Below are 25,266 nucleotides of genomic sequence, written 5' to 3'. Positions count from 1 at the left end.
AATGGATAAATTTCTTACAAAAGACGAACTTCCAGAATGGTTTGAATACCCCATGGAATTCAATAGGATAGCAGAACAAGGATTGCTAGATTTTGACCCATGGATAATACTTCAAGGAGAAAGGCTAAGATCACGTTATGATGGAATAAAATCTAGATATCCATCAAGGCAACTAGTTCCATTCGCGAGGCGTGAGGATAATGATGACATCGCATGCTGGGATAAAGATAAACCAGGACGAGTAATAATCATTCATGATTTCGCTAACGAAGGATATGAGAATGTTATTGAATTTAGTGGATTTTGGGATTGGCTTCGCAGTGCATTAGAAGCTACCATTGAATATGATGGAGAATGAATGACCAATCGCGAAATTTGGATGGCGAATTATATTTTTTAATATAATAAAATTATGATAGTATTCATATATGTTAAATTTTTAGCTCGGGGACAGACCATCCCCGAACTTATGTTCAAGCTACTCTAGGTTAGGCCGAATCCGTCATTCACTCGCAGATAAACTTCGCCGGCACTGTAGCCGTTAGCCACACACCATTATCAGCTTGGTAAAATTTAAAGCCATTTTGGTACATGGCCAATGCATTTAGTGTTAATACAACAGGTTTACCATGTCGCTGGCCAACCGCTGTTGCTGTAGTTATATCAGAGGATAGATGTACATACTGACGGGAGCCTGCGATCAAGCCATCTTGATGAATTGAATTGATAAAACGTATTGCTGTGCCATGGTAAAGATACTGTGGTGGAGTTTTTTCCTCATACTTAATATCCACTTGCGGTGAGGAGTGTCCCTGTACAGCACGGATATAGCAGCCATCGTCAGAAATAGAGAAACGCTTCTTGTCACTGTTCTCCACAACCAATTTTATCAACTGTAAGTTAAGTATCCTACCCTTTTGGGTCGCACAGGTGATAAGTGAGTCGATGCTTACCCACCCCTCACTGTCCAGAGTTAAACCGATAGACTCTGGTTGATGACGTAATACATAACTTAAAAATTTACTTACTTCTTGATTTTGACTACTCATTTCAGATTCCTGGTTTTTAATATCAGCATAATACCTAGTAGCCTATGGTGGAGTTAATAAAGATATCAAATTTGGAGTGATTATGCGAAAAGATAAAGTTTCTGGAAGAAGGAAGTTACTGGGTTTCTACTGAATGGTAGGATGGTGTAGTGGTCAACAAAAACTGGCCACAGTTTTAGAGTTTTCCCAGAACAGTCGTTCTGATTCATCCGGTGTCAGCCCACCATTATATTGATGAGGCCGCAACTGGCTATAATAACCCGTTATGTATGTTGTTATGCTGTGCTGAGCATCCGTAAAATTGCTATAACCGGTTTCGGGTACCCACTCTGTTTTCAGACTATGGAAGAAGCGTTCCATAGGACTGTTATCCCAGCAGTTGCCCCGTCTGCTCAAGCTTTGTTTTATTTGATACTGCCACAGCAACTGCCTGTAATGAGTGCTTGTATAATGACTTCCCTGATCAGAATGGAACAGGATGTTCGCCGGTTTATTTCTGCGCTCCCATGCCATCGATAACGTTTTTCCTGTCAGCGACGAGTTCGGGAAAAACGATATCGCCCAACCCACAGGATTACGTGCAAACAAGTCCAGAACAACGGCCAGATAGGCCCATCGTTGCCCTGGTCACATCACCACACCAAACCTGGTCAGGCTCCGTAACGGCAAACTGTCGATCCAGATAGTTCGGGATATCAACATGCTCTTTTGACGTCTTTTTATAACGGAGTCCAGGCTGCTGGCAGCTGATTATATTCAGGGCTTTCATTAACTTCGTTGCGCGCCAACGGCTAAGGCTTAAGCCTCTTGCTGTCACCATGGCAGCAATACTCCGCGCCCCGGCTGAACCATGACTGGCCTGGTGCACCTCACGCACTGCACTCAACAATACCACTCGCGAGGCATCGGGCATTTTTGGCTTACGCCAGTATTTATAACTGCTACGGTGGACCCCGAACACGTTGCACAAAGTGGCAACAGGAAACCGCTTCCTGAGCTTCTCAACTAACGAGAATTTTTCAGGGAGTCTGACATCAAGAGAGCGGTAGCCTTTTTTAATATATCGTTTTCCATTTCAATACGTTGGATCTGTTTTTTTAGCTCACGTATCTCAAGTTGTTCTGGCGTCATCGGCATTGCTTTAGGCGATTTTCCTGCGCGTTCTTCTTTGAGCTGACGAACCCACTTATCCATCGTGGAAACGCCCACGTTCATAGCCTTGGCAGCACTGGCGACGGAGTAATTTTGGTCGAGCACAAGTTGTGCGGCTTCAAGCCGGTATTCAGGGCTAAAAGTTCTTCTGGTACGACCGGTCATGAGGTCACCTTTGGTAAGTTGAGGTGATGATATCACCTCTGTTCAGGTGGCCAAATTCAGTATGTCACTACATCTGAAACAGGTGGGGCCTAACTTACAGGTAAACCAGGCAGTACTGATTGGATGCTTACGAGTATGGCTGAGCACGGATAAACGTTGTGCGTCAGCCATTATCATCAATTTATGTGGGGTGTGGGGTTCCAATGGCGCTCACGACTATACCGAGCTATTGTTCAATCAACACCACCAACCACAGACCTGTTTGCGAAAATCGACAAAGCACACGCCTTCCTTAGATACTTACAACGAAGCGATATTGCCTCTATCAAAATGTTATTAATGCTTTTTGGTGATAATCAATTCAGGTGTCAAACATTCCTGCAGGCTCAAGCCACCGTGAGTGTAGTAATCACCGGCTTGAAACAAAGAAATCCCTGGAGCCATGGTAACCGTCACTGCAGGGTTCCAATGCCACGGGCACTGCAAATATTCGCTCTGCACATTACCTTTCAAAATGGCGCAGCGGGGAGTACGTAGTTGAGTCATATGCTTGGTCATATCAGCTTTAGGAAGCTTATCGGGGGCCCAAATCCAACCGTGATCGGTCACTACATGTATCCTACCCCATCCGGCATCAAGCAGGTTCACAATCCGATCGACCACACCTTTCAAGGCAAGATCGATATATTTCGGCAAACTTTGCTGACGCTCATGGCCCAAGTTATCAAGATCTCCACATTGTACCCAGGCTTTTCCTTGTTCAGGTTCACCGCAATCTTGCCCATCAAGGTACTGCCAACCCATTTGAGCTAATCCCTTTTTAAAATAATGGGACGAGAAAGAAGCCCCCGAATCGGTAAATTGAGGAATGAAATCTTCACTATCCAGATCACCGCTCAGTTGGAAGCTAAGAGGAGTAACCGCAGCCTTAGCCGTGGCCGTCAAACTTGGTAGTGCACTCCAGCGGCTCTTCAATTTCACCTGTAACATTGATTGCTCCAGTACCCCCTTCAGGCGATGGCCTACATCCAAGCGCAAACCATCGACAAAGAATAGCACTGTACTCGTCCCCAGGTACTCAGCACCAGGCTCTTGTACACTAGTGCTACCAGGATACCCTTCCGTCTTGACCAGTTGCTGAAAGTGGAGAGTCACCGCCTCAAGCCAAGGAGTATAAAGCTTGGCTAACAGCTGAGCTGCTAATTGCTCCATAGTTCCCTCGTTCGCAATGGTCATCACCTGCAAGGCAAGATCATCTGTCTGCCATACTTTTTCTTGGTAATGTGTAGCCATGGTAGTGATATCCGGCCCACCTAATGGCTGGTAGGTCAGTTCAGCCAGCGCGGTCATAGGAGCCAACATACGAGCCCATGGAGATAGTCCCAAGCTAGCCCATATCCATTCACGTCTAGGAGCATGCTCTACCTCTAGCAATGCCAGTTTAGCCCGAATATGGGAAACATCGTCCGATACTAAGCCGGTAAGAGCATGCGCCAACTTCTGCTCTTCGTGCTGATTGACAAAGGGGTAATGAGCAGGATCAAACAACAGTCCGGTGGGCTGTACCTGATGCAGAGCTTTCACCAACAAGGAATGGTGGGCGGCAGTATCAGTAAAACGCTCCCATACGCCTTGCCAGGGGCCATCAGCCTCACATAGAAGAGGTAACATTGCGCCCGATTCTACGCTGGCAGGGTCAACACCAAATGCATCTCTGCTCTGACCACAAAAATGCTGCCACTGGTTGGTTTTTTTCCATTCTCCTTCAGTCATTTCTGGAGCATTGAGCCAAGCCAACATATTCTTGATGGGGTCACCACCGGCAAGAGCATAAAGATCACTTGCCTCAAGACGCTTACCCTGCAAGCTGGCTGCCTGCTCCTCAAGCAAGTCAGGCAATACCTCCAACATTGCTTGTTGAGTTCGGCCATCTTTGGCAATATCAAGTTGTAAACCCACTTTGGGATTACTCAAGAAAGAACCCACGCTCCAATCCCGCCCGGCAGTGTTATAGACCCACCAGCCCCCCCTGTATTGCAGCTCAGCTAAAGGCTGCAACGAAAGGGGACATTGGTCGATGGCTCGCAAATCTTTACGACCGACACCTGGTAGATAAAGGATTGGTACGGCGCCTGTAGGTAAAGAGTACTGCGGCAAAGTGCCTGCAATCATGCATTTTAGCCAGATAGCTGGGCCAGTACGCTCATGGGGCAGGTAGGAACCCAACTCCAGTAATTCAGGAAGGTATCGTTTGATCACCGGCATAGCAGATTGCCACTGGCATGCTTCATCGGTCCAGATCACCACTGCGGGGGATACTTGCACCTGGGAGTTATAAAGAGCGCACTCGCGTAATTGGTTGACAAGATAGTCAATAACTTGCATGGGATTCTCAATACTGATCCGCCAGGGAAGCTAAACTTCCCAGGCGGATCAGTTCGTTATAAACAAAATGTGACTTTCCCGGCCCAAAACACCAGGGAACAGTCGCCGTTGAAATAATCATTATAATGCCCAGTTCAAATCGGATGATGCTCATCCCCCTCACCCCTTGCCAACGTTTTACACCCAGCAGTCAGTTTGGAGTTAATATCAACTGAACAAAAGGAGGATCCAAACTGGCTACCGGTAACGATGCTAAGGTCAGGGATCATAGGTTCCTCTTCACGTTTAGTCACTGAGAAATAGAATGCTTAAAGACAAGGTTCGGCCAGTTTATAATTATGCTCATTCCCCTCAGGTAAGGGGAATGCTGCTAAGATTAACTCTACCATCTGATCTGTACGTTTTGTGATATTAGCTACGGTCCATACTTCTGCTTTCGCAAGAGAATTGTTCAAAAATAGGCCGTTGCGATAGCCTACTGGGCGCCCCTGGCGATTGGCCCTATCTCGTTTTTCTACAAAACTCTTGTTACCCAGCGTACTGTTGTAACCGGAGATAGTAAGATTACCGAGCTGATGTACATATTGCTGACGATAGTGTTCAGCTAATGCCTTATCTCCCTGTGCAATCATCGCCACCCACTCATCAGGAATATTTTCACCTTGCGGGAAGATATGCTCAATGGTCCAAACATACTGCTTTCCTTCCATGGCCCACAAATCGACCGCATACTCCTTAGTCATATGCTGTTCTTCCAGGGCACAAAGGATAAAGCGGCAGACTCCAGTATTCTCTTCATAGAGATTGCCAGCAAGGGCCTCTTTAAACTGCTCATCACTGGCACTAACACTACGAAGAGTATTTGCAACTTTGTGGTAGACCTGTTCAGCGCAGAGAGGGCGAACCGAATCGGCCAACTCCATAAAAATGCGAGTCAAATCGCGGGTTGCAGGATAATCTGTTGTGTTACGCCGCACGAAAAAGGCAATAAGCAGATTAACCACCTGCTCCAAATGTGCGTTCGTCAGCTCCATGGAATCACGCCGTGAAAACAGTAACAACAACAGCAGATAGGACGGGGCAGCTTGTACACGACCCAACTTTTGCAACAACTGCTCAAGATGCGGCGCATCCGATAACCTGTGATGACCAATAAGCTGAGCATAAAGCGCTGAATGGTGCTTCATTTTCACCAGAAAATCCTGAGCATCATGACCAATGATCTTTTCGTAGATCTGGATAAGGTTGGATTTAGTCGCGACAGGAACGGGGAAAATATCCTTTAGCTCGGCGCGAAAAGCATTGTAGTAGTGACGGAAAAAACGTTCCTGAACAGCATAATCATCCCCCAAAGCAGCAATCACTTGGGTCCAGCTATTAAAGTGATTTTCTATCTGCCCTTCATCAAGTTGTTCGAGTTTAGCTAGGAGTTTATTTTTTATCAGATCGATAGCGGTTAACGGCACTCCTCGGTTATTGAGTGACTCAAATAGGGTATAGGCATCTGAGTGGCTACCTACTTCAATCTTAACTAGAGATGCGGAATTGACTTTCTCCAACAGGTCATTTAACGCAACTATAGGTTCAAGAGGCATACTCAGTTGAGATTGTTCGAACAAATAATGTTCGATACGCCCGATGAAGTGCCGATACGCTTTAACTACTCGGCGCTTACCTGCATTGGGTTTTGCCTCTACCTCAGCAAGAATGCCCGCCATATTCAGTACAACCCTATAGTCTTGCTGATTATAATTCTGTACCTGTGGTACCAATCTAGGTTGTTCCGCCTTTTTCTTGAGCACTAACTTGTGTTTGAGGTTATACAGCTCAATCTGCCTTTCCATGGTTAAATCAGGTTGGGCTGAAAACACAAAATAAATGGCCGCAAGCAAGATAGATAGAGTCGTCATACGCTGCTGACCATCAACCAACTCAAGTTGCTGGACCGATAGAGCATCGGTGCTCTGATTAATGCAGATGATAGAGCCCAGAAAATAGTGCAGATCGTTTTCTAACAGATCATCAAACAGGGCGTCCCATTGCCACTTACCCCAGGTGTACTCCCGCTGGTAACGGGGGATGGCATATATCACCCCCGCTTCAATATCGAGCAAGGTAGAAACAGGATAGTTGTGAACCGACTTGATCATGATAGTAACTCCCGGGCAGCCTTTTTCTCCGTTAGCGATAAATAGTGATCATTGATACGAGCACCTTCTTTTTCGCCATATTGCAACCCCAAAGAGTACCAAGGTGCGGATTCGACATCATTGCCTCTATCCTTGTTCCAGTTAATATTGGGTTTAATGCGCAGGATCCCAGCCCCCTTCTTGCCCACATCGTCCACTTTTAGGAAGGGCCGGATATTGAGGCGCACACCGTCGTTGAGATCCGGCTTCCAGCCAATGGGCTGCTCGGCTAGCGACTTCCAACGCACAAAGATATCCAAACCTTTCTCGCCTACCAGGATCGCTTCAAGACGCTGTTGCAAGTTCTTGGCTGCGGTCAGACGCTCTTCGGCACCATCTCGACCCTCGTTAAGTCCCTGCTGCTGGATCTTGATCCAGTCGCCCAAATAGGTGTGCGTCAGCAGTTCTAACCCAGGACGGTCAAGCTTGTGATAGTTAACCAGGGCGGCAAAGCCATCTTTCAGGCCATCCCAGATATGCCAGATAAAGGGTCTGTGCTGGAATAGCTTGCAGTGCTGTTCAAAAAACTTATCGCGCAGCCAAAGATCCAGGCTCTTGCTGCCCACCGAGACAAGCAGTTTATCCAGCGCCCCAGCCTTCCAGTCATCTTCATAGGCAGCCACCAATAGCTTTTCTAAGCGAGTATGGGCAGGCGCTTCACCATGTACAGCCGGTAAACAAACAATGCCATCTTCATCGACGAAAGAGTTAAGCTTGGCAGCCTGCTTAACTAGTTGACGCTGCTCGTCGGCTAGTTCCATCTGCTCATCAAGTTCGGTAGGCCATTGGTAACCCAACATCCGCGCCACTGCAACTTGTAGCACTGTGTCATCAAAGCGCACTGGCCCTTCTTTGGTCCATTTACTTTCCTCATCCCAAATTACAGAAGAACAGGGATGCCCGTGGAAGATCCATTGTGTAGGATCATCAGAATAAGGTTTCGGAAGTCCTTGATTATAATTTTCCTTTGATAACTTCCTCCAATGTTCAATATCGAACAGTGCTTTTTCAAAAGCACTATTGGTTGGTTTTAATGATGTATCAAATTTCCTTACTTCTTGTGAATACAAACCGGACATACCAAACTCTACTATTGGCAGAAGGTCATTGCTATTATTTGGAACTATTACGGTCATATTGCTATCAAACTTTTCACCAATATATATAGCACTTGGTAAAGAGGCCATTTGACTAATGCCTAATCCATATTTACCCCAAGCCTTTAGACCTTGCTTCCTCGCCAAGCCATCGCCTCTATCTCCCCAGTAAAGGACATACTGTAATCCACCGAAATGTAAGTTTCGTTCAAATGTACTCTGATAATAACTCCACTCCAAAAGAAGCTCACTAAGCTCCCAGAATGATCTGCGTACCCGACCATCATCGCCTGTTTTAATCCCTTGGACTGATTTAGCAAAAGCTCCGACGTTCTGATAGTTAATCTCATTGAAAGAAACTATTGATTCAGGGTTTTCAAGTAAACTTGCTTGAATCTCGGCATTAATAGCCGCTGAAAGTAAAAAGCTCGCTTTTTCCTCTGCCGTTTTCAATTCCGCCACATCCACTCCACGCATTAGTGCATTTTTATGAACTACACCCTTGCTAAGGATAAACAAGATCACTTGAACCACTTCACCACTAATAGTTTCAAAAGCCCTTGCCCCCAGGCGGGCCAAAAGGTTCCAAGCCTGCTCTATCAGTAGTTTTTCCCGAAACTCCATATAACTGATCGAAAAAAGCCATTCTTGCGGTAATACAATGGTTGAGCTTCCCCCTGGAGCATTAAAGTCAAGGCAACGCTCCAGGAACACAGTTGCCAAGTTGACTTTGGCTTCTGGATAGTAACTCTCACAAAACTCCTGCAGAACAGAACTCTGTTTTCCTCGTTTTAAATAGGGTACATTTGTGGCCACAAGATGGTAGCTGCCCGCAAGCAATTGAGCCGCCAATGCCAATCCCTGCGCGGCAATACGGGTATCCTGACTTTCATCAACACCATTGGCCTGAGCGGCTAATAGCTGCAGCCAAGGGGCGGGCTTGCCTACCTCTTTCCCCTTATACTGAGCGCTTTTGATATCAATCAGGCTACCAAGTACAGGGGCATCTTTAAACTGGTGTTTAAGCCAGGTCAGCGCAGATTCAAGCTCTGGGTTTTGCTTAGCAAGCTGCTGCCACTCTTGAGCAGCAGCTTCTACATCCTGCCCTGAGCAGGCCAGTTGCAGGGCGGGTAGTGGACGATAACCGCTACTACCTGGGAAGCGCCAAGCCTCCAGCGCCATAGCAAAGGCTGCGATCTCGATGCAGCGGCCATCAAGTTCCAATCCATGAAGGTTTTGTCGCAGTACCCGATCAATGGCGGTGTTGACATCAACTTCTTCCAACTGCATACGCATCGGCACTAGCATCAAGAAAAGCGCTACCAAAAAGTGGCCGGAGCCACAGCAAGGGTCCAACGCTTTGAGTTCACCGATCTCTTGCGGCCAAGCGTCATACCAACCACCGGCCGGTTGCCACAGCTCGCCTTGTTCATCACTGACTTTTACAAAGCGCAGATAAGAGAGCGGTACACCATCGATAGCAGCGCGCTCACGCAGCTCCAGCTCATCGCTGGCATAACGCAAGTGATCCTGGGTCAAACGACGTTTAGCCCACCAAGCGCCAAGGGCATTATCGAGTAAAAACGAGACCATATAGGGCTCGGTGAATAGCTGAGTCACCGGGCTAAGTTCATCTGGCCCAATCGGTACACCCGAATCATTGACCTCTTTTTTACGCTTGGTCTGCCAAAACTGGTAACACCACCCCAAGCTATCCTGGGCCTGAAAAATAGCGGATGGTAGATTGTTAATCAGCCCTTCTAAAGTTCGCTGATGGTTGATGGCAAGACGCACCTCAAGCACGGGGGAATCGACCCGAAACACTTGAGGTAACATTCTAGCGGCTAAACGACCAGCCAGTTCCCAGGCACTGGCACACTCGGGTTCCTCTTCAAGCAGCTCTGCGCACTCATCCAGAGTGACCGATGTGTGGGGGTCATACATCAACAGATTATTTTGCTCAAGGAAGCGAGCAAATAGCATTCGGTGCCACTGCTCGTAAGCCATTTCGGCCAGCAGGTGCTTCGTCTCCTGTGCACCGTTGACTGCAAGATTGTCCCCTAACTGTCGGGCATGGGCACGCAGGCGGTTACGCAGCTTGCGCTGAGCCTCGTTTAAAAAGGTTGGCGCGTTTGTATCACCAATGCCTAAGCGCTCAATCTCTTCATGACAAGCGGTTTCGACTACTTCGCGGGCAGTCAAAACGGTACTTTCTAACTGGTTTCTTAGGGTTTTATCCAGGGATTGTCTCATGGTATTCACTCGATGGATCAGAGCAGATTGGTTTGTCCCAATCGTCACTATCAGGGAGTAAGCGCACCGGCCAGATTGCCAGTGCGCCGTAAGTAGCTTAATCGCTTGGTTGCTATGCGTTAACTGACACGCACTGGGTTACCTTGGTCCAGTTCGCTACGCACCTGTGCTTCTACCTGTGCAAGCCAGTCTTTCAGATCTTGCTCTGATTCAATTAACGGTTTAGGCAGCGAAATATGGCGCACCTTAGGCTTGAGTAGCGTTACGGCATCATTCAAAACCTTGGCAAAGTAAGAGGGCAAGGCAGCGATGCGATCATTCCACCCCTGCCAGGAGCAGTTATCCAGACTCTGTTGCACCTCGTCCAAATTTCCCAACTTGAGGGCAGGAAGCTTGGCAATACCATGTTTTTTAAGTAAATCACTCTGCTGATCGCCGTTGAGTTTGGCCCAACTGGAGTCAATCTCCAACTCGCGGTAGCAATCGTGATAGCATTGCTCATAGCGAGTGCAGTGGGCGGTGATGGCATCACGCAGGGCGGTAAGCGCCTTGGCTAGCAGTGGCTGTACTGGCGATGGACTTTGCAGCAGGGTGCGCCCTGCGCGCAAGGCTTCGCACTCACTATTGAGTTCGCTAATAACAACTAACTCGCGGCAATACGGCAATAAGCTTTGCAGGTTGTACCACTGTTCATTGCGTTCAGCGACCAGTTCAAGCTGGTTCTTCCAGCTTTCGTACTCCGCTTGCAGCTGGTCTTTGCGGTTGTAGGCCTCAAGTAGTTGATCGTTACCAGACAGTACAAGTAGCTCATCGATGCATTGGGTGCTTGGAGGCAATGGCAACGGCGCTTCACCGCCCAAACGACGGGCCAACGCCTTAGCACTTTGCAGCGCCTCGCCGAGCTTACTGCTCTCTTCCCCGGCATTGCAGGGCACACCAAAACTGTTGATCAAGCTACGCACCAGGATAAGCTCCCTCTTACTGATAGTAACAGTCTCGGGGCGGAACTGAGTCTGGCCAACCTGAGCGCGTTCTAGACTGCGGGCATCGGTAGGATTAAGTTTGGCATCACTGGCTTTGATCACTCCAGCAGCCAACATGGCAAAGAGAGCACCATCGATAGCATCACGGGACCAGCCATAGGGAGCTTTGCCAAAGCGTTCACGCACTTCGGCACCTGTTTTCATCACACCGATAAATTTTTTAACTTCGCGGCAGACCGGATGGGCTTGTGCCTCGCCCTGGTAGTCCACTGCCTCCAGAGCATTTTCGCCCCCTTCACGGCTAGCACGGTCATAGACCTTGGCCCAGCCCTTGTGATCGGCCATATCAAAGTTTCGATAGAGGCGAATACAAGCTGTTTCGGCCCCTTTTTGCAACTGCTCACTCAGAGTATCGCCACCTACTTCACTGCCACCGGAAAGACGCAACCACATCAGGGTTTCCATCTCGGAGGTCAGGCGTTTAACCTCCGCCTCAGCATTCCGCTGGCTGGACATCATGGCGGCACGCGCTTCTTTACCGGCTTCGGTTATTACCGCGTTTTGTTTGACATCCAAGGTCATGGTAGCCGCTTGCTTGTCGACAATAGCAGCATTCAAAGCGCTTTTACGATCGGACGGAATATAAAGGTAGAGTGTGCCGTTATCGGCGCTGTCCGCACGTGCCAGCTCTTGTAATTGTCTCTCTGGCAGAGAGGGAGCCCACACATAGAGCTTCTCTTGAGAATCTTTAGGCAAGTCATCACCAAATTCCACATTCAACGTACGGCCTTCAGCCACCCCCCCTTGCGTCAATCGTACTTGGCTCACCAGTTTGCGTACCACTGAGTGTACCAATTGATTACGCAGGCCATCCAGCCGAGCCGGGTCTGCCCGTAGCTCTGCCTGCTGCTGGCGATACATGTCGTACCATTGCTGGCTTTCTGCCGTTTGCAGACGATACTCTACGCCACCGGCAGCCTGAACCGCCATAATGAGCGATGCCTTCTCAAGAGCCTCCAAGGCCTTGTTTACCCGGGGACGTAATTCATGCTTTTCCGTATTCAAATCTTCAAGCAGCAAATCGGCTAAGGTTTCGGCGGTTGCATGAATGCCATAGTCAATCTCACTTGGTAGTTTGCTGATCATCAAGATCAGCGACAATGCTCGCCCCTGTAACACTTCCTCATGAGAGCCGTCTTTGAGCTTGCCAATCTCGGCATAGATCTCCTGCCCCACTACCCCACTGTTTACCAGGTCATTGACTATCTGGTCGTAGATAAAATCTGCAGGAATAATACAGCCAAGGAGTTTTTCGGCACCAAAACGAGTCGCCTCATGGGTAATACGCAGTTGGTTACGCAACTGAGAGCCGGTACCGGTTTTATCTAAAGCAGGCAGTAGTTTTTCCCAAAAACGGCGGCGTACCGGCAACAGAGGATAGTCGGCTACCATCCAGGTCTCATCATCTCGCTGGTGTTCAAACTTGCTACCACGCAGATGACGACTGATCTCACCTAGATTGGTTTGGAACAGAGAATTTATGACCCCTTTGGCGCTCTCTTTTTTCTGCAGTATCACCTTACGAATGACCGCATCCACATCGGTATCGGCCAATTGAACCGTCACGACAAAACGGCCCATCAAACGCTGCAGGTTAGGGGTATCACTGAGGGCGCTCTGACCGGTGGCCACAAACAGCAGGCGGGATTTGAAACGACTCGCCTTACAGCAGGTTTCAATCACCTCTTGTACATCGAAAGCACGATCTTCATCCCCCCCAACATACTGCTGCACTTCATCAAGAACAACCAAGGTCAAAGGAAGTTGACCATTGCGCTCAAGAGCCTCCATCACAGCACCAACCATCTCATCGTTGGTGATGTCTTTCACTTCGGGGAACTGAGCACGAAGCACCTTGAACATATCTGGTGTAGTGGTAGCCAAGTCTGAGAAATGTGACAAAAGAGCTTGAGCCAGCACAGGAGAGACATAGAGGTTACGCAGTTCTTTTTGCCATGCATCGAGATCCCCTGAAGGCTTAGCATGCAGGCGAACATACTGCTGCACCTCTTCAAGGACTCCTTGGGATTTTAGCCACATAACAAAACGAGCCAAATGGTATTGCTCTGGCAAACCGACCGACTTGAAGATGATAGAGAGAAACGCTAGGCGCACGTTGCCCCGTTTACCCGCCCCTAGAGTACCAGAAGCAGCATGAAGGCCTTGGTATTCATGGGATAGACGCTCAAGTTTAGCAAACTGCTCACGAATACCCACGGGCAACTCAGCCAAGCTCAGTGGGTCTGCGCCATCCGGGAAACGTTGGTTGGTCCAAAAGGTGCGAAGCATCTTGGCCAAATGAGATTTACCCGACCCATAGAAACCGCTGATCCAAACCCCAGACTGCTCGACCTTCGCCTCTAACTTGCTCAAGTATGCCGTCAGAATTTTCTGCATACCTGCTTCATAGGCACCATCACAGACAAAGGTTTTCAACTCGTAGCGCAGAGTAGCAAATGACTCGGCACTCTGGTCATCGTTTACAACGGCAACCCCATTGTTTGCTAACTCTGATTGCAGTGGGTCGTTAGTGTAAATCTCTCTATTTAACATCCCGAATTCCTTGTTATTCGTTATGGTGGCAGATGGCGGTGGCATGATAGCCCCAGCCATCCTTGGCATCCAAAAGACTGAAATTGTTATCGTGATATTCACCGGGGAAGAAGACGACTAGCTTCCCTTTTATCGCTGGAGAGAGGGCCTTTACCAGCGCTGAGACAGAAGCGAATCCAAACAGAGTACCGGTGCCTAGCAAGGCCACCACATCATTGCCCCCCAGCGCCTTATCGACTTCAACTTTCAGGCGCTCAGCTAACTCTTCGGCAAAAAATTCATAACTGCCCACCAACAACTCAGGCTCATCGAAGTAGGCTTCTGCATAGTCGTGCTCCCCCATCCACTTGGCGAAACCATCTGTGATATCCAGTAACTGCCAACGGTGGCCATTCTGCTCTACCACCAGTTGAAACTCTTGAACGCGGGCGCGTAGCTTGAGCTCATCCTCTTTGTGGTAAACCACAAAGACTGCTCGTTCCTCGGCTGAGAGCACCGCTCGCCAGGGCACAGACATATAGATTGCAAAACGCTTAATCAATTTCGAGAGGCGATCGCTCATGCCTTAATTCTCCTCAATAGTCCAGAGTGGGAAACGCACTTCAACGATGCCACTGGCCTGCTTATAACTGATCACTTCGTGCAGTGATGCCATATAGGCCAACTCGAACCCTTGCGCAGGCTCTAATCCTAGTAGTTGAAACCAGGAGGTCTGAAAAAGACCTTGCCCAGACTTACCTTCACAATGCCCCAGGAAGAGTGCAAAAGCCGCATTGACATAAGTAACCACAGGGTTAGTTCTAACCTTTTTTACTTTGCCATGTAAGAGTCCAGCCTGGGTCCAACTGCCATTGATGTTTTGGGCAAATGAGCGCAATGACACTGGACTAAATCGGCTCGGTTCCGGCGCTGACAGAATATGTTCAACCTTTTCACGCTCTAACACCTGCCCTATGGGCGTTGTGCTGATCAAAGCTTGGGTTTGCCTGAGTAGAGGATCCCTGACCAACGCCAATTGCAACGCCAACAGAGGTTGCGCCTCTTCAGATCTATCCCATAACTGACGAAATACTCGAAACAGCGGGATCTCGGGTGATATACCATAAAGATCAACCAGATGTCGGAAGGTCAGCTTGCGAGCATTACCGCTACTTTTATGGAGTCGATTGAAAAGCTCTATATCCTGCTGGTAGTCATACCGGGTTGCTTCACAGGGACGGGCATTCAACAGGGTTTTGAGCTCTGCATACATCAGGCTACGAGCGGAGTGGGCACCACTCTTACCAAATTTAAAGCCCAGTCTCACTAGGCGTTCATCGCTACTCATAAATCCTCAATGGCGCTCAGTTCATACAGTCAAAGAAGCATCATTCTACCCCTGAGAGGGCCATAGCTCTACGAAACTAGGTCACCAAATCGAACATTTATGCTGTATGGCATAAATGCATCCACCACAGGTGGCCACTCCACGGTGACTACGTTTTACCAAATACTATGAATGAAGTGTTGCTGCTTTAGTGCATTTGAGCAATTTTAATGCAACATGCCATATCACGCTAAGTTGCAATGAAGTTGCCGCCCTGCGTTATTTAAAAATCGAATTATTCCTTAACTTTGTTGGACTAACGTCAAACTCTAATTCTGATGGGCTAATGTTAAAAACTACCCCGCGCTTAAAAATAACGATAACAGTATCATCATAGGGAACTTTCAGCAGCCTACACAGCTCTTTTAGGTCATCTTCATCCATCGTTCTTTTATAAGCATCCTGCTGCCTGGATAAATTATAAACACTGAAGATAACCGCCATAAGTCGCTTATCATCCGTACGTTCCCCCCCACCAGGATTGACGACCTGATTGAATTCGAGTTGCATGCCATAATTGAGCTTCTCGATAAACGATAAGGTTCGTGCCTTTGCACAGCTCTCAGTGAAATTATCATAGGTAGCTCCGTTTACCCATTGGGCTTTTATCCAGTTTTGGTGATCCCCCCTGAGTGCTCTGCCACTTTTGATAAAGGGGCCATTATCCTTAAGATACTCTTCCCGAATAAGTTGGATAGCCTCTAAAATTTCATTACCCAAGCCATAGCCACTAAAGTCTGGTGCAATTTCATTCAGATTTGCAGGAATAACGTGGTAGCATTCAGTTGAATAAATAAAATGATCTGGGCTTTGCTGTCTACTTTGGCTGATTGAGGTGGTGTTAACCATCAGCCCACGGTCAAAACCAATGACATCGTAGCGTTCACAGATGCGTTCAAACTGTTGTTGTAAAGCAACAAAATCACAGTGCTCGGATTGACTCTCAAGATGATTGAGCAATTCGCTATAAGCGCCTATAGCATCTAGGTTTGTATAATGAATAGCAAGGGTATTGCTATGATAACCGCAAGCACGACCAATATTCGCTTGAACGATAGCTGCAATACTAGAGATAGTACTATCCCAGCTGTTGATTAGTTCCTCTTTCATCTTTGAGCCAAAGTTTATCCCAGCTCGAAAACCTGCAACTGTGATAGCGATAAGCTTATCATCAAAGAGGCTTGCTGCTTCATAGGCATGCTTAAAGTCCTGAATAGTGCCAATCTCATATTCTTCAACACCAGATAACTTTTGACCAATGATGAAGATCTGATCTTCATCGATCCCTTGATCTAGCAATATTGCTTTGGCCTGTGAAGCTGAACCGTTGGGCACCCGGATTAGACTCCAACCAGGCCCTTGGTGTTCACAAAACTGTCTGATAAACCTGCGTCGTAACAATGAATCCTGGCAAAAATCTCGTTGAGTCGGATCCAGTTTCACAATTTGATGGTGCTTGTGCATGCTACGTATGCCGTGATAGTCTCGGCTGGTTTTATGGAACACCAACTGGGTATGATAGCTATGTTTTAGAATGGAGTCGGACCCAGAGGAATATAGAGCACTAAAAGGGGTTGCTGAAATAAAGGCAATTTTACAACCAATGTTTTCACTATCAAGGTAGTTGAAAATTTTACCATAGCGAATACCCTCTTGATTACTACCATAGTGACATTCATCGATGATAATTAACTTCGGTGGTTGATGTTTAAACTCAGTCTCCAGTGACTGCCTGAAATTGGCAAAATTGCTAATTACCATATTGGGAGAAGTCGAGAAATCATTCTTTGCTTGCTCCAATAGAGAGATGTCCGCCATTGTTACCAAATATAAAGTATCTTTGAGTTTCCTTCGGTCACATAAATCAAAATCTGACAAAGAATCGCGTTGTAAGCAACTCATAGCTAATGCAATCCCTGACTTTCCTGATTGCATTTCAGCGGCAACAATAACAGCCCTAGCACCACCATTAAAATAATTAAATGCACGATAGGCTGCATCTTTTTGATGTGCAAAAACATAGTTATTGAGCACTAATCCTATTCGCTCTCGATGTCGCTTCGCCATCATTTTCATGATATTACCTTGCCTAATTAAACATTACGCTGCTGTTCGGAAAACTGTGATTCATCATAGATAGTCGTTTCATAATCGGGTAACTGATTAGCTGCATTTTTCAAACGACTTATCTCAGCATTATACTCGCCACGTTTAAACAAAACGAACATAGTATCATCATAGTCAACACTGAAATATTCACACATCTCATGAACATCAGCTTCAGTCATAACCCATTTATTTACATTATTTCGGCGTGACATATTGTAAACACTAAATATAGTAGCCGTGATCAATTTCTGCTCTGTATATTCACCTGAACCGGGCATAACCACTGTATTGAACTCTAATGCTTCTTCAGCATCAAGCTGGCAAGTGAATTTCAGGGTGCGTTCTTTCATCGTTCCTTCTTTAAGGGCTTTCTCCTTGTTGTCATAGGTATCACCATTTACCCATTGGGCCTTTACCCAGTTTTTCTTGCTGCCTCGCATAGCACGTGATGATTTTACTGATGGCCCCGAATCTTTCAGCAGCTCTTCACGGATTAAAGCGATAGCTTGCAACATCAACTTATCGTCAGTATGTTGAGTAAAGTCGTAATCAGGAGAAAATAACTTTGCCGGTACTGCAACGTAGCTAGCGGTCATATAGGTTTCAACATCACCAATAGGCCTGCGTCTTTTATTTTTGACCGTCAATCCTACATCTAAACCGTTTACATTAAACTCTTGACAGATGTCTTCAAAAAACTCTTTTAAACCATCGAAATCTGAAGCTGCGTGCTCACTGGTATTTTGGTCAAGATAATCTAATATGGCGGCATACGCTTGTGCTGCGTTGAGACTGGTAAAATGATGTGCATCTCGATTGTTGTGATAGCCGCAGGCCCGGCCGATATTAGCTTGTACCACGGCAGCAACGCTAGTGACCGTACTATCCCAGGTAGCAATGAGCCGCTGTTTCATATCTTGGCCGAAATTAATTCCGGCACGGCAACCAGCAACAGTAATTGCGATGAGTTTTTCATCGAAATCGATACATTCATCAAACTCTTTTTTAAATCGCTCAATGGTTGTTAGTTGGTCCTCAGGAACTCCACTCAAGTCCTTACCAAGGATATGAATATTTTGCTCAGAGAAGCCAGCCTGAATGAAACCATTTTTTGCTTCCATTGCGGCGCCAGGTGGCACTCTCACTAATGCCCATCCTGCACCTTCATGTTGAGCCAATAAGGTCATCAATTTATCTCTTGCTGATGACTCTAGGAGGATGTTTCTGGAATCATTATCTAATCCAGTTACCTTATTAGATTGCAGCATCTCCCTGACACCGTAGTATTCATTACTGGTACGATGGAATACGAGTTTTGTATTGAAATCCCGGCGCAATATGGAGTTTTTAGCTGCTTCCTCCGCAGCCTCTGCGGCTTCGCTTGCTTCTTTTTCCTTGTGATGACTCCTGGCAATCTCTTCCTCATATTTAGCCACATCATACTCTGTTTCTGCTGCATAGAGAGCGCCAAAAGGGGTTGCTGAAATGAAAACGACCTTACATTCTTTATTTTCCTTTTCAAGATAATCAAAAACTTTGCAATAACGAATAGCTGAAGCATTTGAGCCATAATGGCATTCATCAATCAGGATAAGCTTCGGCGGACTCCCCTTAAAACTCCTTTCTAAGTCCTGGTCAAAACGAATAAAGTTACTAACGACCACATTTTTTGCATCAGCCAGATCTTTTTCTGCCTGTTCAAGCAGAGCCACATCAGGCATGGTCACCAGGTACAAAGTATCCTTAAGCTTGAGCCGGTCGCAAATATCGTCATCATTCATAGACAGGCGCTGCAAACAGCAAAGTGCCAAAGCCACACCTGACTTACCTGCTTGCATCTCTGCAGCAGTGATAACCGCTCTGACGTTACCATTTAGAGCATCAAATGTTTTTTGTGCTGCCGTTCGTTGGTGCTCATGTAAATTTTGTCCATTGAGAATAGATTGCACTTTCTGTCTTAGAGAATCAGTTTTGGCAGTCATAAGTCAGACCGTCCTTGAGTTTAAGAATGGTTTTATTAGTTTCGCACACCTACCAGCGGTCTCCAACTAACGGTGAGTAGATCTGAGGGTCATCAGTCAAAAAAATCATGCTTGAATACTAGCCGACTCAGTAAAACCAATATCACGACTAAAAAGTGCATTTCAATTAAAGTCAGCAATGCCAGTATGTTAACTGGCATTGCTGACATCTTTCATCATTTTACTCTTCTAGCTGTCTTCTCTGCTGAATTGTGGGTTTTTCCTTAATCTCTCATACTAAATCCCCACCATTTACCACATTCCCGTCCCGCTCCAGGTTATCCATATAGTCCGCATACCACTGCAACATCTCACGCCGTCCATCCAGATACTTCGCATGGTTGTAGGTGCCACGGATGCTGTTCTTATCCACGTGAGCAAGCTGGGTCTCAATCCAAGCCGAGTTATAGCCTTGCTCATGCAGGATGGTACTCATGGTATGGCGGAAGCCGTGGCCAGTCAGTCGCCCCTTGTAACCCAACAGTTCAATAACCTGATTGATGCTTTCCTTGCTGATTGGCTTACGCTGATCGTTCCGACCAATGAACACCAAGGGATAGCCGCCAGTCATTGGCTTGAGAGAGCTGAACAGCTCAATAACCTGCGTTGATAATGGAACGACATGAGGCCGCTTCATTTTCATCACTTCAACCGGTATGTTCCACAGCCCCTTGTCAAAGTCGATATCCTGCCAACGTGCAAATCTCAGCTCCTGGGTTCTTACGCCCGTCAGCATGATGATCTTGGTTGCGGTTTTAGTGATGACACTGCCAGTGTAACCAGATAGGTCTTTAAGGAAATATGGCAGTTCCTGAGCCGTCAGGAATGGGAAGTGTTCCTTCTTCGGCGTTGCCAGAGCGCTAGCCAGATCGGGAGCAGGATTGTAAGTAGCTCTGCCAGTGATAATGGCAAAACGAAATACTTCCCCACAGCGTTGGCGAACCTTACGCATTTTCTCCAGCGCTCCGCGTTTCTCCATTTTGCGCAGTGCTTCTAGCAACTCCATCGGCTTGAGATCGGCAATCGGCCGCTTGCCAATATAAGGGAAGATGTCTTTTTCGAAGGTATCAATGATTTCATCACGGTAGCGCAGTGACCAGCGGTCGGCTTTAGCCTGATGCCACTCGCGGGCAACGGCTTCAAACGTGTTCTCCGAATTCAGTTTCTGAGCAAGCTTCTCAGCTTTTTTGGTTTCACCAGGATCGTCACCTGCAGCCAGAATCTTTTTAGCTACATCGCGTTTGTCACGGGCTTCTGCCAGAGATACATCCGGGTAAACGCCAAAGGCAAGGCGCTTCTCTTTTTCGCCGTAACGGTACTTCAATCTCCAGTAACGAGAACCACTGGTTTTTACTTCAAGGTAAAGCCCTCCTCCATCGAAGAGCTTGTACGGCTTGTCTTTTGGTTTAGCAGTTTCAACTTGTCGGGCTGTTAGCTTCATAGGGGGCACCTCAAAAATAGGGGCATCGCCAGTGCCCCCTATGGTGCCCCCAGACTACACTTGATTTGGGTGGACATGAGTTGACACCAGGAGAGCGAAAGTGGCTTAAGTTACGGGTATTATAAGGGATTTATTGACTTTAGTGGAGTTCAGAATACATCGAATGGCGGAAGATCACAGGAGTCGAACCTGCCCAGGACCGCTGGCGGCCCCAACTGGATTTGAAGTCCAGCCGCCCCACCGGGGACGAGGATCTTCCTCTAGAACTAGGAAGCAAGTCGCAGATTATAGCGCGAATCCCCCTAGCTGCTAAGAGGGAATTCATGTTTCCGCGATCCCCTTCGTACACTTGCTCTCCCGCACAAAACTCCCGCCTTTTATCTGCTACCCTAGCCGAGCCCGGGTTATTAACCCGTACATTGCTGGAGATGCTATGACCAAGAAAGTTGCCGTCCTGCTGAGCGAAGGATTTGAAGAGGCCGAGGCGGTTATCGTGATCGACGTGTTACGTCGTATGGAGATAGAGGTAGAGCTGCTGTCCTGCCAGGATAGGCTGGAGCTGCGCAGCTATCACCAGATACGTATGTTTGCCGATGCTCTGTTGGAACGCCGCATGGACCAACTGTACGATGCCGTGGTGATCCCCGGTGGGCCGCAGGCTACCGCCGCAATGGCGGAAAACGAGCTGGTCGTGGAGTTTATCCGCCGCCACGATCGTGCCGCCAAGCTGATCTGTCCGCTGTGTTCTGCCGCCGCTCGCGTACTGGCTGCCAACAAACTGCTGCAAGGCCGCCGTTATGTCTGTTCTGGCGATCTGCATCAGGAGATCGAAGATGGTACCTACGTGGCTGAAAGGGTTGTGGAAGATGGCAATCTGATCAGTGGCCAAGGGTTGGGGGCCGCGTTTGATTTTGCCTTCACCGTGGCCTACCGCCTGACCGGCGATCGCACTACTACGCAAGAGCAAGCCGTACATATCTATCACGAAAACTGGCAAGCCCCACAGGCAGTGCATTAATCGCTACTGCTGCTAACTAGGCGCGGCACAGTTTGCGTTTTTTGGCTCCGATGCCGAAAGCGAAAATTGTTACCGCGCTTTCTGTTTTTTATGGCTACTCCTCGCTAACCAAATAAAACGTTTTGATCCCGCTTTTGCTACGTTTAGCGGCAACCAACGCATAACAATGACCTGTAACTGTTTTACCCGATTAGGCGAAGCCGTGGTCAGTAATACCACGATCATCAGCACGCCGGTAAAAATCCCCCCTAACCGGCCCATCATTTTTGTTAACCACACAATAGAAGTGCGGGAATAAGCTGCACCTTTGGCAAAAATTATTCATATTGATAACAACGTGGCAATTTTTTGATTTTTTCGGGGCAAAGATATTCGACCGTAGGAGCATAGTTGGTTGAAAGAACCGTGACATCACTAATACTTGTTCCCCTGTAGTGGTGGGTAGTCCATAATTACACCATGCAATGCCTTCACGGGATCTATGCTAAAAAATAGAGGGAATTCTTTATGGGTATGCCACAAACAAAATCTGAATTAATTTCATATCTTAATAAAAACCTCGGTGAATTAATAAATATCCTGAATATAGGTTCGCCGGAGCTTGCCTCAGATAAATCAATGGAGGGATATGCGAAAAATAATAACGTCAGCTTAAAATCAGTATCGGAGTGAAATGATTATAATGAAAAAGAAAAACACCACGCCAACGCCCCACGATGCCACATTCAGACAGTTCCTGACCCAGCCAGAGGTTGCCCGTGATTTCATGGAACTACACCTCCCGGCAGAGCTGCGTGCCATCTGCGACCTTAACACCCTGAAACTGGAGTCAGGCTCCTTTGTGGAAGATAACCTCCGCCAGTACTTCAGCGACGTGCTCTACAGCCTGAAAACCACTGCTGGGGATGACGGTTATGTCCACGTGCTCATCGAACACCAGTCCACCCCGGATCGGCACATGGCTTTCAGGCTCATCAGGTACGCAGTAGCGGCCATGCAGCGCCATCTGGAGGAGGGCCACAAAAAGCTGCCTTTGGTAATACCGATGCTATTCTATACCGGTAAGCGCAGCCCATACCCCTATTCCACCCGGTGGCTGGATGAGTTTGCTAACCCAGAGCTAGCCGGTAAACTTTACAGCGCTGCTTTTCCGCTTGTCGATGTCACCGTCATCCCTGATGACGAAATCGCAGGCCATCGCAGCATGGCGGCTCTGACACTACTGCAGAAGCACATTCATCATCGGGATCTGGCAGAACTGGTGGATAGACTCGCTCCCATCCTACTGGCCGGATATCTCTCTTCATCCCAGGTAGTATCGCTGGTACACTATATTGTACAGGCGGGCGAAACGTCAGACGCCGAAGCCTTTGTACGCCAACTGGCACAGCGAGTGCCGCAACATGGGGACACACTGATGACCATCGCACAACAGCTTGAACAGAAGGGCATTGAGAAGGGTATCGAGAAGGGCATTCAGCTTGGTCGGCAGGAAGGGCATTCAGAAGGCGAGCGCGATGCTACGCTGAAAATTGCCCGTACCATGCTGCAGAACGGTCTCGATCGCAACACCGTCATGAAAATGACCGGTCTGACTGAAGACGAGCTGGCACAGATCCGCCATTAATCTTATTAGAACAATGTTCTAGCCTTACTGTCGGACCTTGCCAGTAGTCTGAATAGTCGCAAAGGGACTATTTTAGGGTGGGACTATTACCTGATGATATAGCAAGGTTTGGCAAATAACGGCGAAATGTAGAATTGCCGTGTAGTCTCACCGCCAGGATATTACACAAAATTGAACGTAACGCGTTTAATTAAAATGAACAACTAATACTGGCAGGGTCTTATATCTCTCCGAAAAGGGGTGATTCGCTGTATTTTATTTTTCACCATCATAAAAAGCCTCCCCACCAAGGAGAAGGCTTTGAGATAAAAGAGCCATTCACTGTTGCAGTAACGCCTTCATTGTTACCGCGCTTTCTGTTTTTTACGGCTACTCCTCGCTATCCAGGTACAGTGTTTTGATCCCGCTTTTGCTGCGTTTTGCGGCAACCAGTGCATATAGCGGGATGGTGAGCATCATCATCAATACCCCCCAGAACATGGCATTGCCTCCCGATCCGAACAGGGCAAACAGACTGTAGAGAATGCCAATCACCGCCAACGTGCAGTAGAAAATGAAGCCCCCGCCCTTATTCAAGGATTTGGCCACCATGATGATCGGTAGCGCGACCAGCGCATAGATATAGGGCAGTAAAGAGGCAAACACCGACATCAGCACAATCACCTGAAACTGTTTTGCCAGATTAGGCGAAGCCGTGGTCAGTAATACCACGGTCATCAGTACGCCGGTAAAAATCAGCCCCTTCATCGGTACATCGTTTTTGTTCACCACGGCAAAGAATTTCGGGAAGAGCCCCTGCTTCGCGCCAGCTTTTGGGGCTTCAGACTGCAAGATCAGCCAGCCAGAGATCGAACCAAAACAGGCGATAATGCTCAGAGCGGAAACCACTTCCCCGGCGAATTCACCAAACATATAACGGGCAGCATCGGCAAAGGGGGCGGCGGAATTCACCAGTTCACTATGCGGTACTAACCCCATGATCACCGAACAGCTGGTGACATAGCACACGGCGGCAATCAGCAACCCCAATACCGTCGCCTTGGGCACTGTGGATTCGGGGTTTTCCACCTGTCCGCTGGACACCACTGCGGATTCCACTCCCAAAAAGCCCCATAAAGCCAAAGACGCGGCGGAGAGGATTGCCGAAACGTCACTACCCTTGGTGCCATTATAAACTTCGGTGAATAACGCGGGTTTGAACCAGAACCAGCCAATAAAACCGATCCCCAGCACTACAACCAGCATGCAGCAGGCGGTGAATGATTGGGAGCGCCCGGCCACCCTTGCCCCCAAAGAAGCCAGAGCGATAAATGCCCAGAGGATAGCAATGGCGGTGATAGAGCTGACCAGCGGATCTTTGAGAATAGGGAAGAAATAACTCAGGTAACCCACACCTGCCACCAGCAGCGCCACGTTACCCACCCAGGCGCTGATCCAGTAACAGATGGTGGTCTGAAAGCCAATAAATGGCCCAAACGCGTCGCTGGCATAGGCAATAATGCCGCCATCACGCGGTGTCACCATGCTGTTTTTCGCAAACACCAGCGCCAGGGCAATCACACCCACAATGGTAATCACCCAGCCAAATAAAGAGATAGACCCGATGCCTGCCAGATTGGTTGGCAGCATGAAGACCCCGGATCCCATCATGTTAGAGGCGGTCACCAGCGTCAGGGCGACCAACCCCATTTTTTTCACGGAGGCAGTATTAACAGAAGCCATGATATTTCCCATCATTATTGCGTTGATACACATCTTGAAGAGGGTGCGGATCGCACCCATGGGGATAAAGCGCGAG

The 25,266-nt window shown here is 47.8% G+C and carries 16 protein-coding genes, 1 tRNA gene and 1 pseudogene; 4 read left to right on the top strand and 14 right to left on the bottom strand.

The annotated features are described in order from the left end of the window. The first annotated feature begins 1 nt into the window (after nt 1). Nucleotides 2–358, top strand: coding sequence for a hypothetical protein (locus tag KGP26_RS00420; protein ID WP_223536809.1), 357 nt, complete (start codon nt 2–4; stop codon nt 356–358). A gap of 148 nt (nt 359–506) precedes the next feature. Here the strand turns inward: KGP26_RS00420 and KGP26_RS00415 are convergent, their stop codons facing one another. The 13 genes and pseudogenes from KGP26_RS00415 to KGP26_RS00355 form a co-directional block, all read right to left on the bottom strand. Beyond that, nucleotides 507–1,049: an RNA 2'-phosphotransferase gene (locus KGP26_RS00415; protein WP_025122249.1), complete on the bottom strand. Its 543-nt coding sequence runs from the start codon at nt 1,047–1,049 to the stop codon at nt 507–509. Between the two features lie 153 nt (nt 1,050–1,202). Then, nucleotides 1,203–2,366 (bottom strand): annotated as a pseudogene (locus tag KGP26_RS00410) (IS3 family transposase). 336 nt (nt 2,367–2,702) lie between these two features. After that, complete coding sequence (pglZ, locus tag KGP26_RS00405; RefSeq protein ID WP_223536806.1) at nt 2,703–4,751, bottom strand: BREX-1 system phosphatase PglZ type B; 2,049 nt, start codon at nt 4,749–4,751, stop codon at nt 2,703–2,705. 7 nt (nt 4,752–4,758) lie between these two features. After that, complete coding sequence (locus KGP26_RS00400) at nt 4,759–4,905, bottom strand: hypothetical protein (protein WP_223536803.1); 147 nt, start codon at nt 4,903–4,905, stop codon at nt 4,759–4,761. Between the two features lie 154 nt (nt 4,906–5,059). Next, nucleotides 5,060–6,901 carry a DUF262 domain-containing protein gene (locus KGP26_RS00395; protein ID WP_223536800.1) on the bottom strand — a complete coding sequence of 614 codons (1,842 nt, stop codon included), beginning with the start codon at nt 6,899–6,901 and terminating at the stop codon, nt 5,060–5,062. After that, a complete protein-coding gene (locus KGP26_RS00390; RefSeq protein WP_223536797.1) occupies nt 6,898–10,290 on the bottom strand; it encodes a BREX-1 system adenine-specific DNA-methyltransferase PglX in 3,393 nt (1,130 codons plus the stop codon). The genes KGP26_RS00395 and KGP26_RS00390 overlap by 4 nt, the downstream gene beginning before the upstream one ends. Nucleotides 10,291–10,409: 119 nt before the next feature. After that, nucleotides 10,410–13,886, bottom strand: a complete 3,477-nt coding sequence (gene brxC, locus KGP26_RS00385; RefSeq protein WP_223536794.1) for a BREX system P-loop protein BrxC — start codon at nt 13,884–13,886, stop codon at nt 10,410–10,412. Between the two features lie 13 nt (nt 13,887–13,899). Beyond that, nucleotides 13,900–14,448 (bottom strand): BREX protein BrxB domain-containing protein, encoded by a 549-nt coding sequence (locus tag KGP26_RS00380; protein WP_179248586.1) that lies wholly within the window; start codon nt 14,446–14,448, stop codon nt 13,900–13,902. Between the two features lie 3 nt (nt 14,449–14,451). Next, nucleotides 14,452–15,213 carry a hypothetical protein gene (locus KGP26_RS00375; RefSeq protein ID WP_223536791.1) on the bottom strand — a complete coding sequence of 254 codons (762 nt, stop codon included), beginning with the start codon at nt 15,211–15,213 and terminating at the stop codon, nt 14,452–14,454. A gap of 258 nt (nt 15,214–15,471) precedes the next feature. Next, complete coding sequence (locus tag KGP26_RS00370; protein WP_223536788.1) at nt 15,472–17,328, bottom strand: hypothetical protein; 1,857 nt, start codon at nt 17,326–17,328, stop codon at nt 15,472–15,474. A 17-nt stretch (nt 17,329–17,345) separates the two neighbouring features. Then, complete coding sequence (locus KGP26_RS00365; RefSeq protein ID WP_223536785.1) at nt 17,346–19,343, bottom strand: DEAD/DEAH box helicase family protein; 1,998 nt, start codon at nt 19,341–19,343, stop codon at nt 17,346–17,348. Between the two features lie 271 nt (nt 19,344–19,614). Then, nucleotides 19,615–20,823, bottom strand: a complete 1,209-nt coding sequence (locus KGP26_RS00360) for an integrase arm-type DNA-binding domain-containing protein (RefSeq protein WP_223536782.1) — start codon at nt 20,821–20,823, stop codon at nt 19,615–19,617. A gap of 164 nt (nt 20,824–20,987) precedes the next feature. Then, a tRNA-Sec gene (locus KGP26_RS00355) sits at nt 20,988–21,082 on the bottom strand. A gap of 174 nt (nt 21,083–21,256) precedes the next feature. On the opposite strand from KGP26_RS00355, the gene KGP26_RS00350 reads away from it, so the two are divergent. The 3 genes from KGP26_RS00350 (at nt 21,257) to KGP26_RS00340 (ending at nt 23,468) form a co-directional block, all read left to right on the top strand. Beyond that, a complete protein-coding gene (locus KGP26_RS00350; protein ID WP_021181316.1) occupies nt 21,257–21,841 on the top strand; it encodes a DJ-1/PfpI family protein in 585 nt (194 codons plus the stop codon). Between the two features lie 507 nt (nt 21,842–22,348). Continuing rightward, nucleotides 22,349–22,513 (top strand): hypothetical protein, encoded by a 165-nt coding sequence (locus tag KGP26_RS00345; RefSeq protein ID WP_155621689.1) that lies wholly within the window; start codon nt 22,349–22,351, stop codon nt 22,511–22,513. A 10-nt stretch (nt 22,514–22,523) separates the two neighbouring features. Continuing rightward, a complete protein-coding gene (locus tag KGP26_RS00340; RefSeq protein ID WP_223664879.1) occupies nt 22,524–23,468 on the top strand; it encodes an Rpn family recombination-promoting nuclease/putative transposase in 945 nt (314 codons plus the stop codon). 369 nt (nt 23,469–23,837) lie between these two features. On the opposite strand, the gene KGP26_RS00335 is transcribed toward KGP26_RS00340, so the two are convergent. Beyond that, nucleotides 23,838–25,190, bottom strand: coding sequence for an amino acid permease (locus tag KGP26_RS00335; RefSeq protein ID WP_223664878.1), 1,353 nt, complete (start codon nt 25,188–25,190; stop codon nt 23,838–23,840). Nucleotides 25,191–25,266: the final 76 nt, after the last annotated feature.

Source organism: Serratia sp. JSRIV002, from assembly GCF_019968725.1.
In the GTDB taxonomy this organism is placed as follows: Bacteria; Pseudomonadota; Gammaproteobacteria; order Enterobacterales; family Enterobacteriaceae; genus Chania; species Chania fonticola_B.
This window is presented reverse-complemented; position numbering and strand designations above follow the sequence as displayed.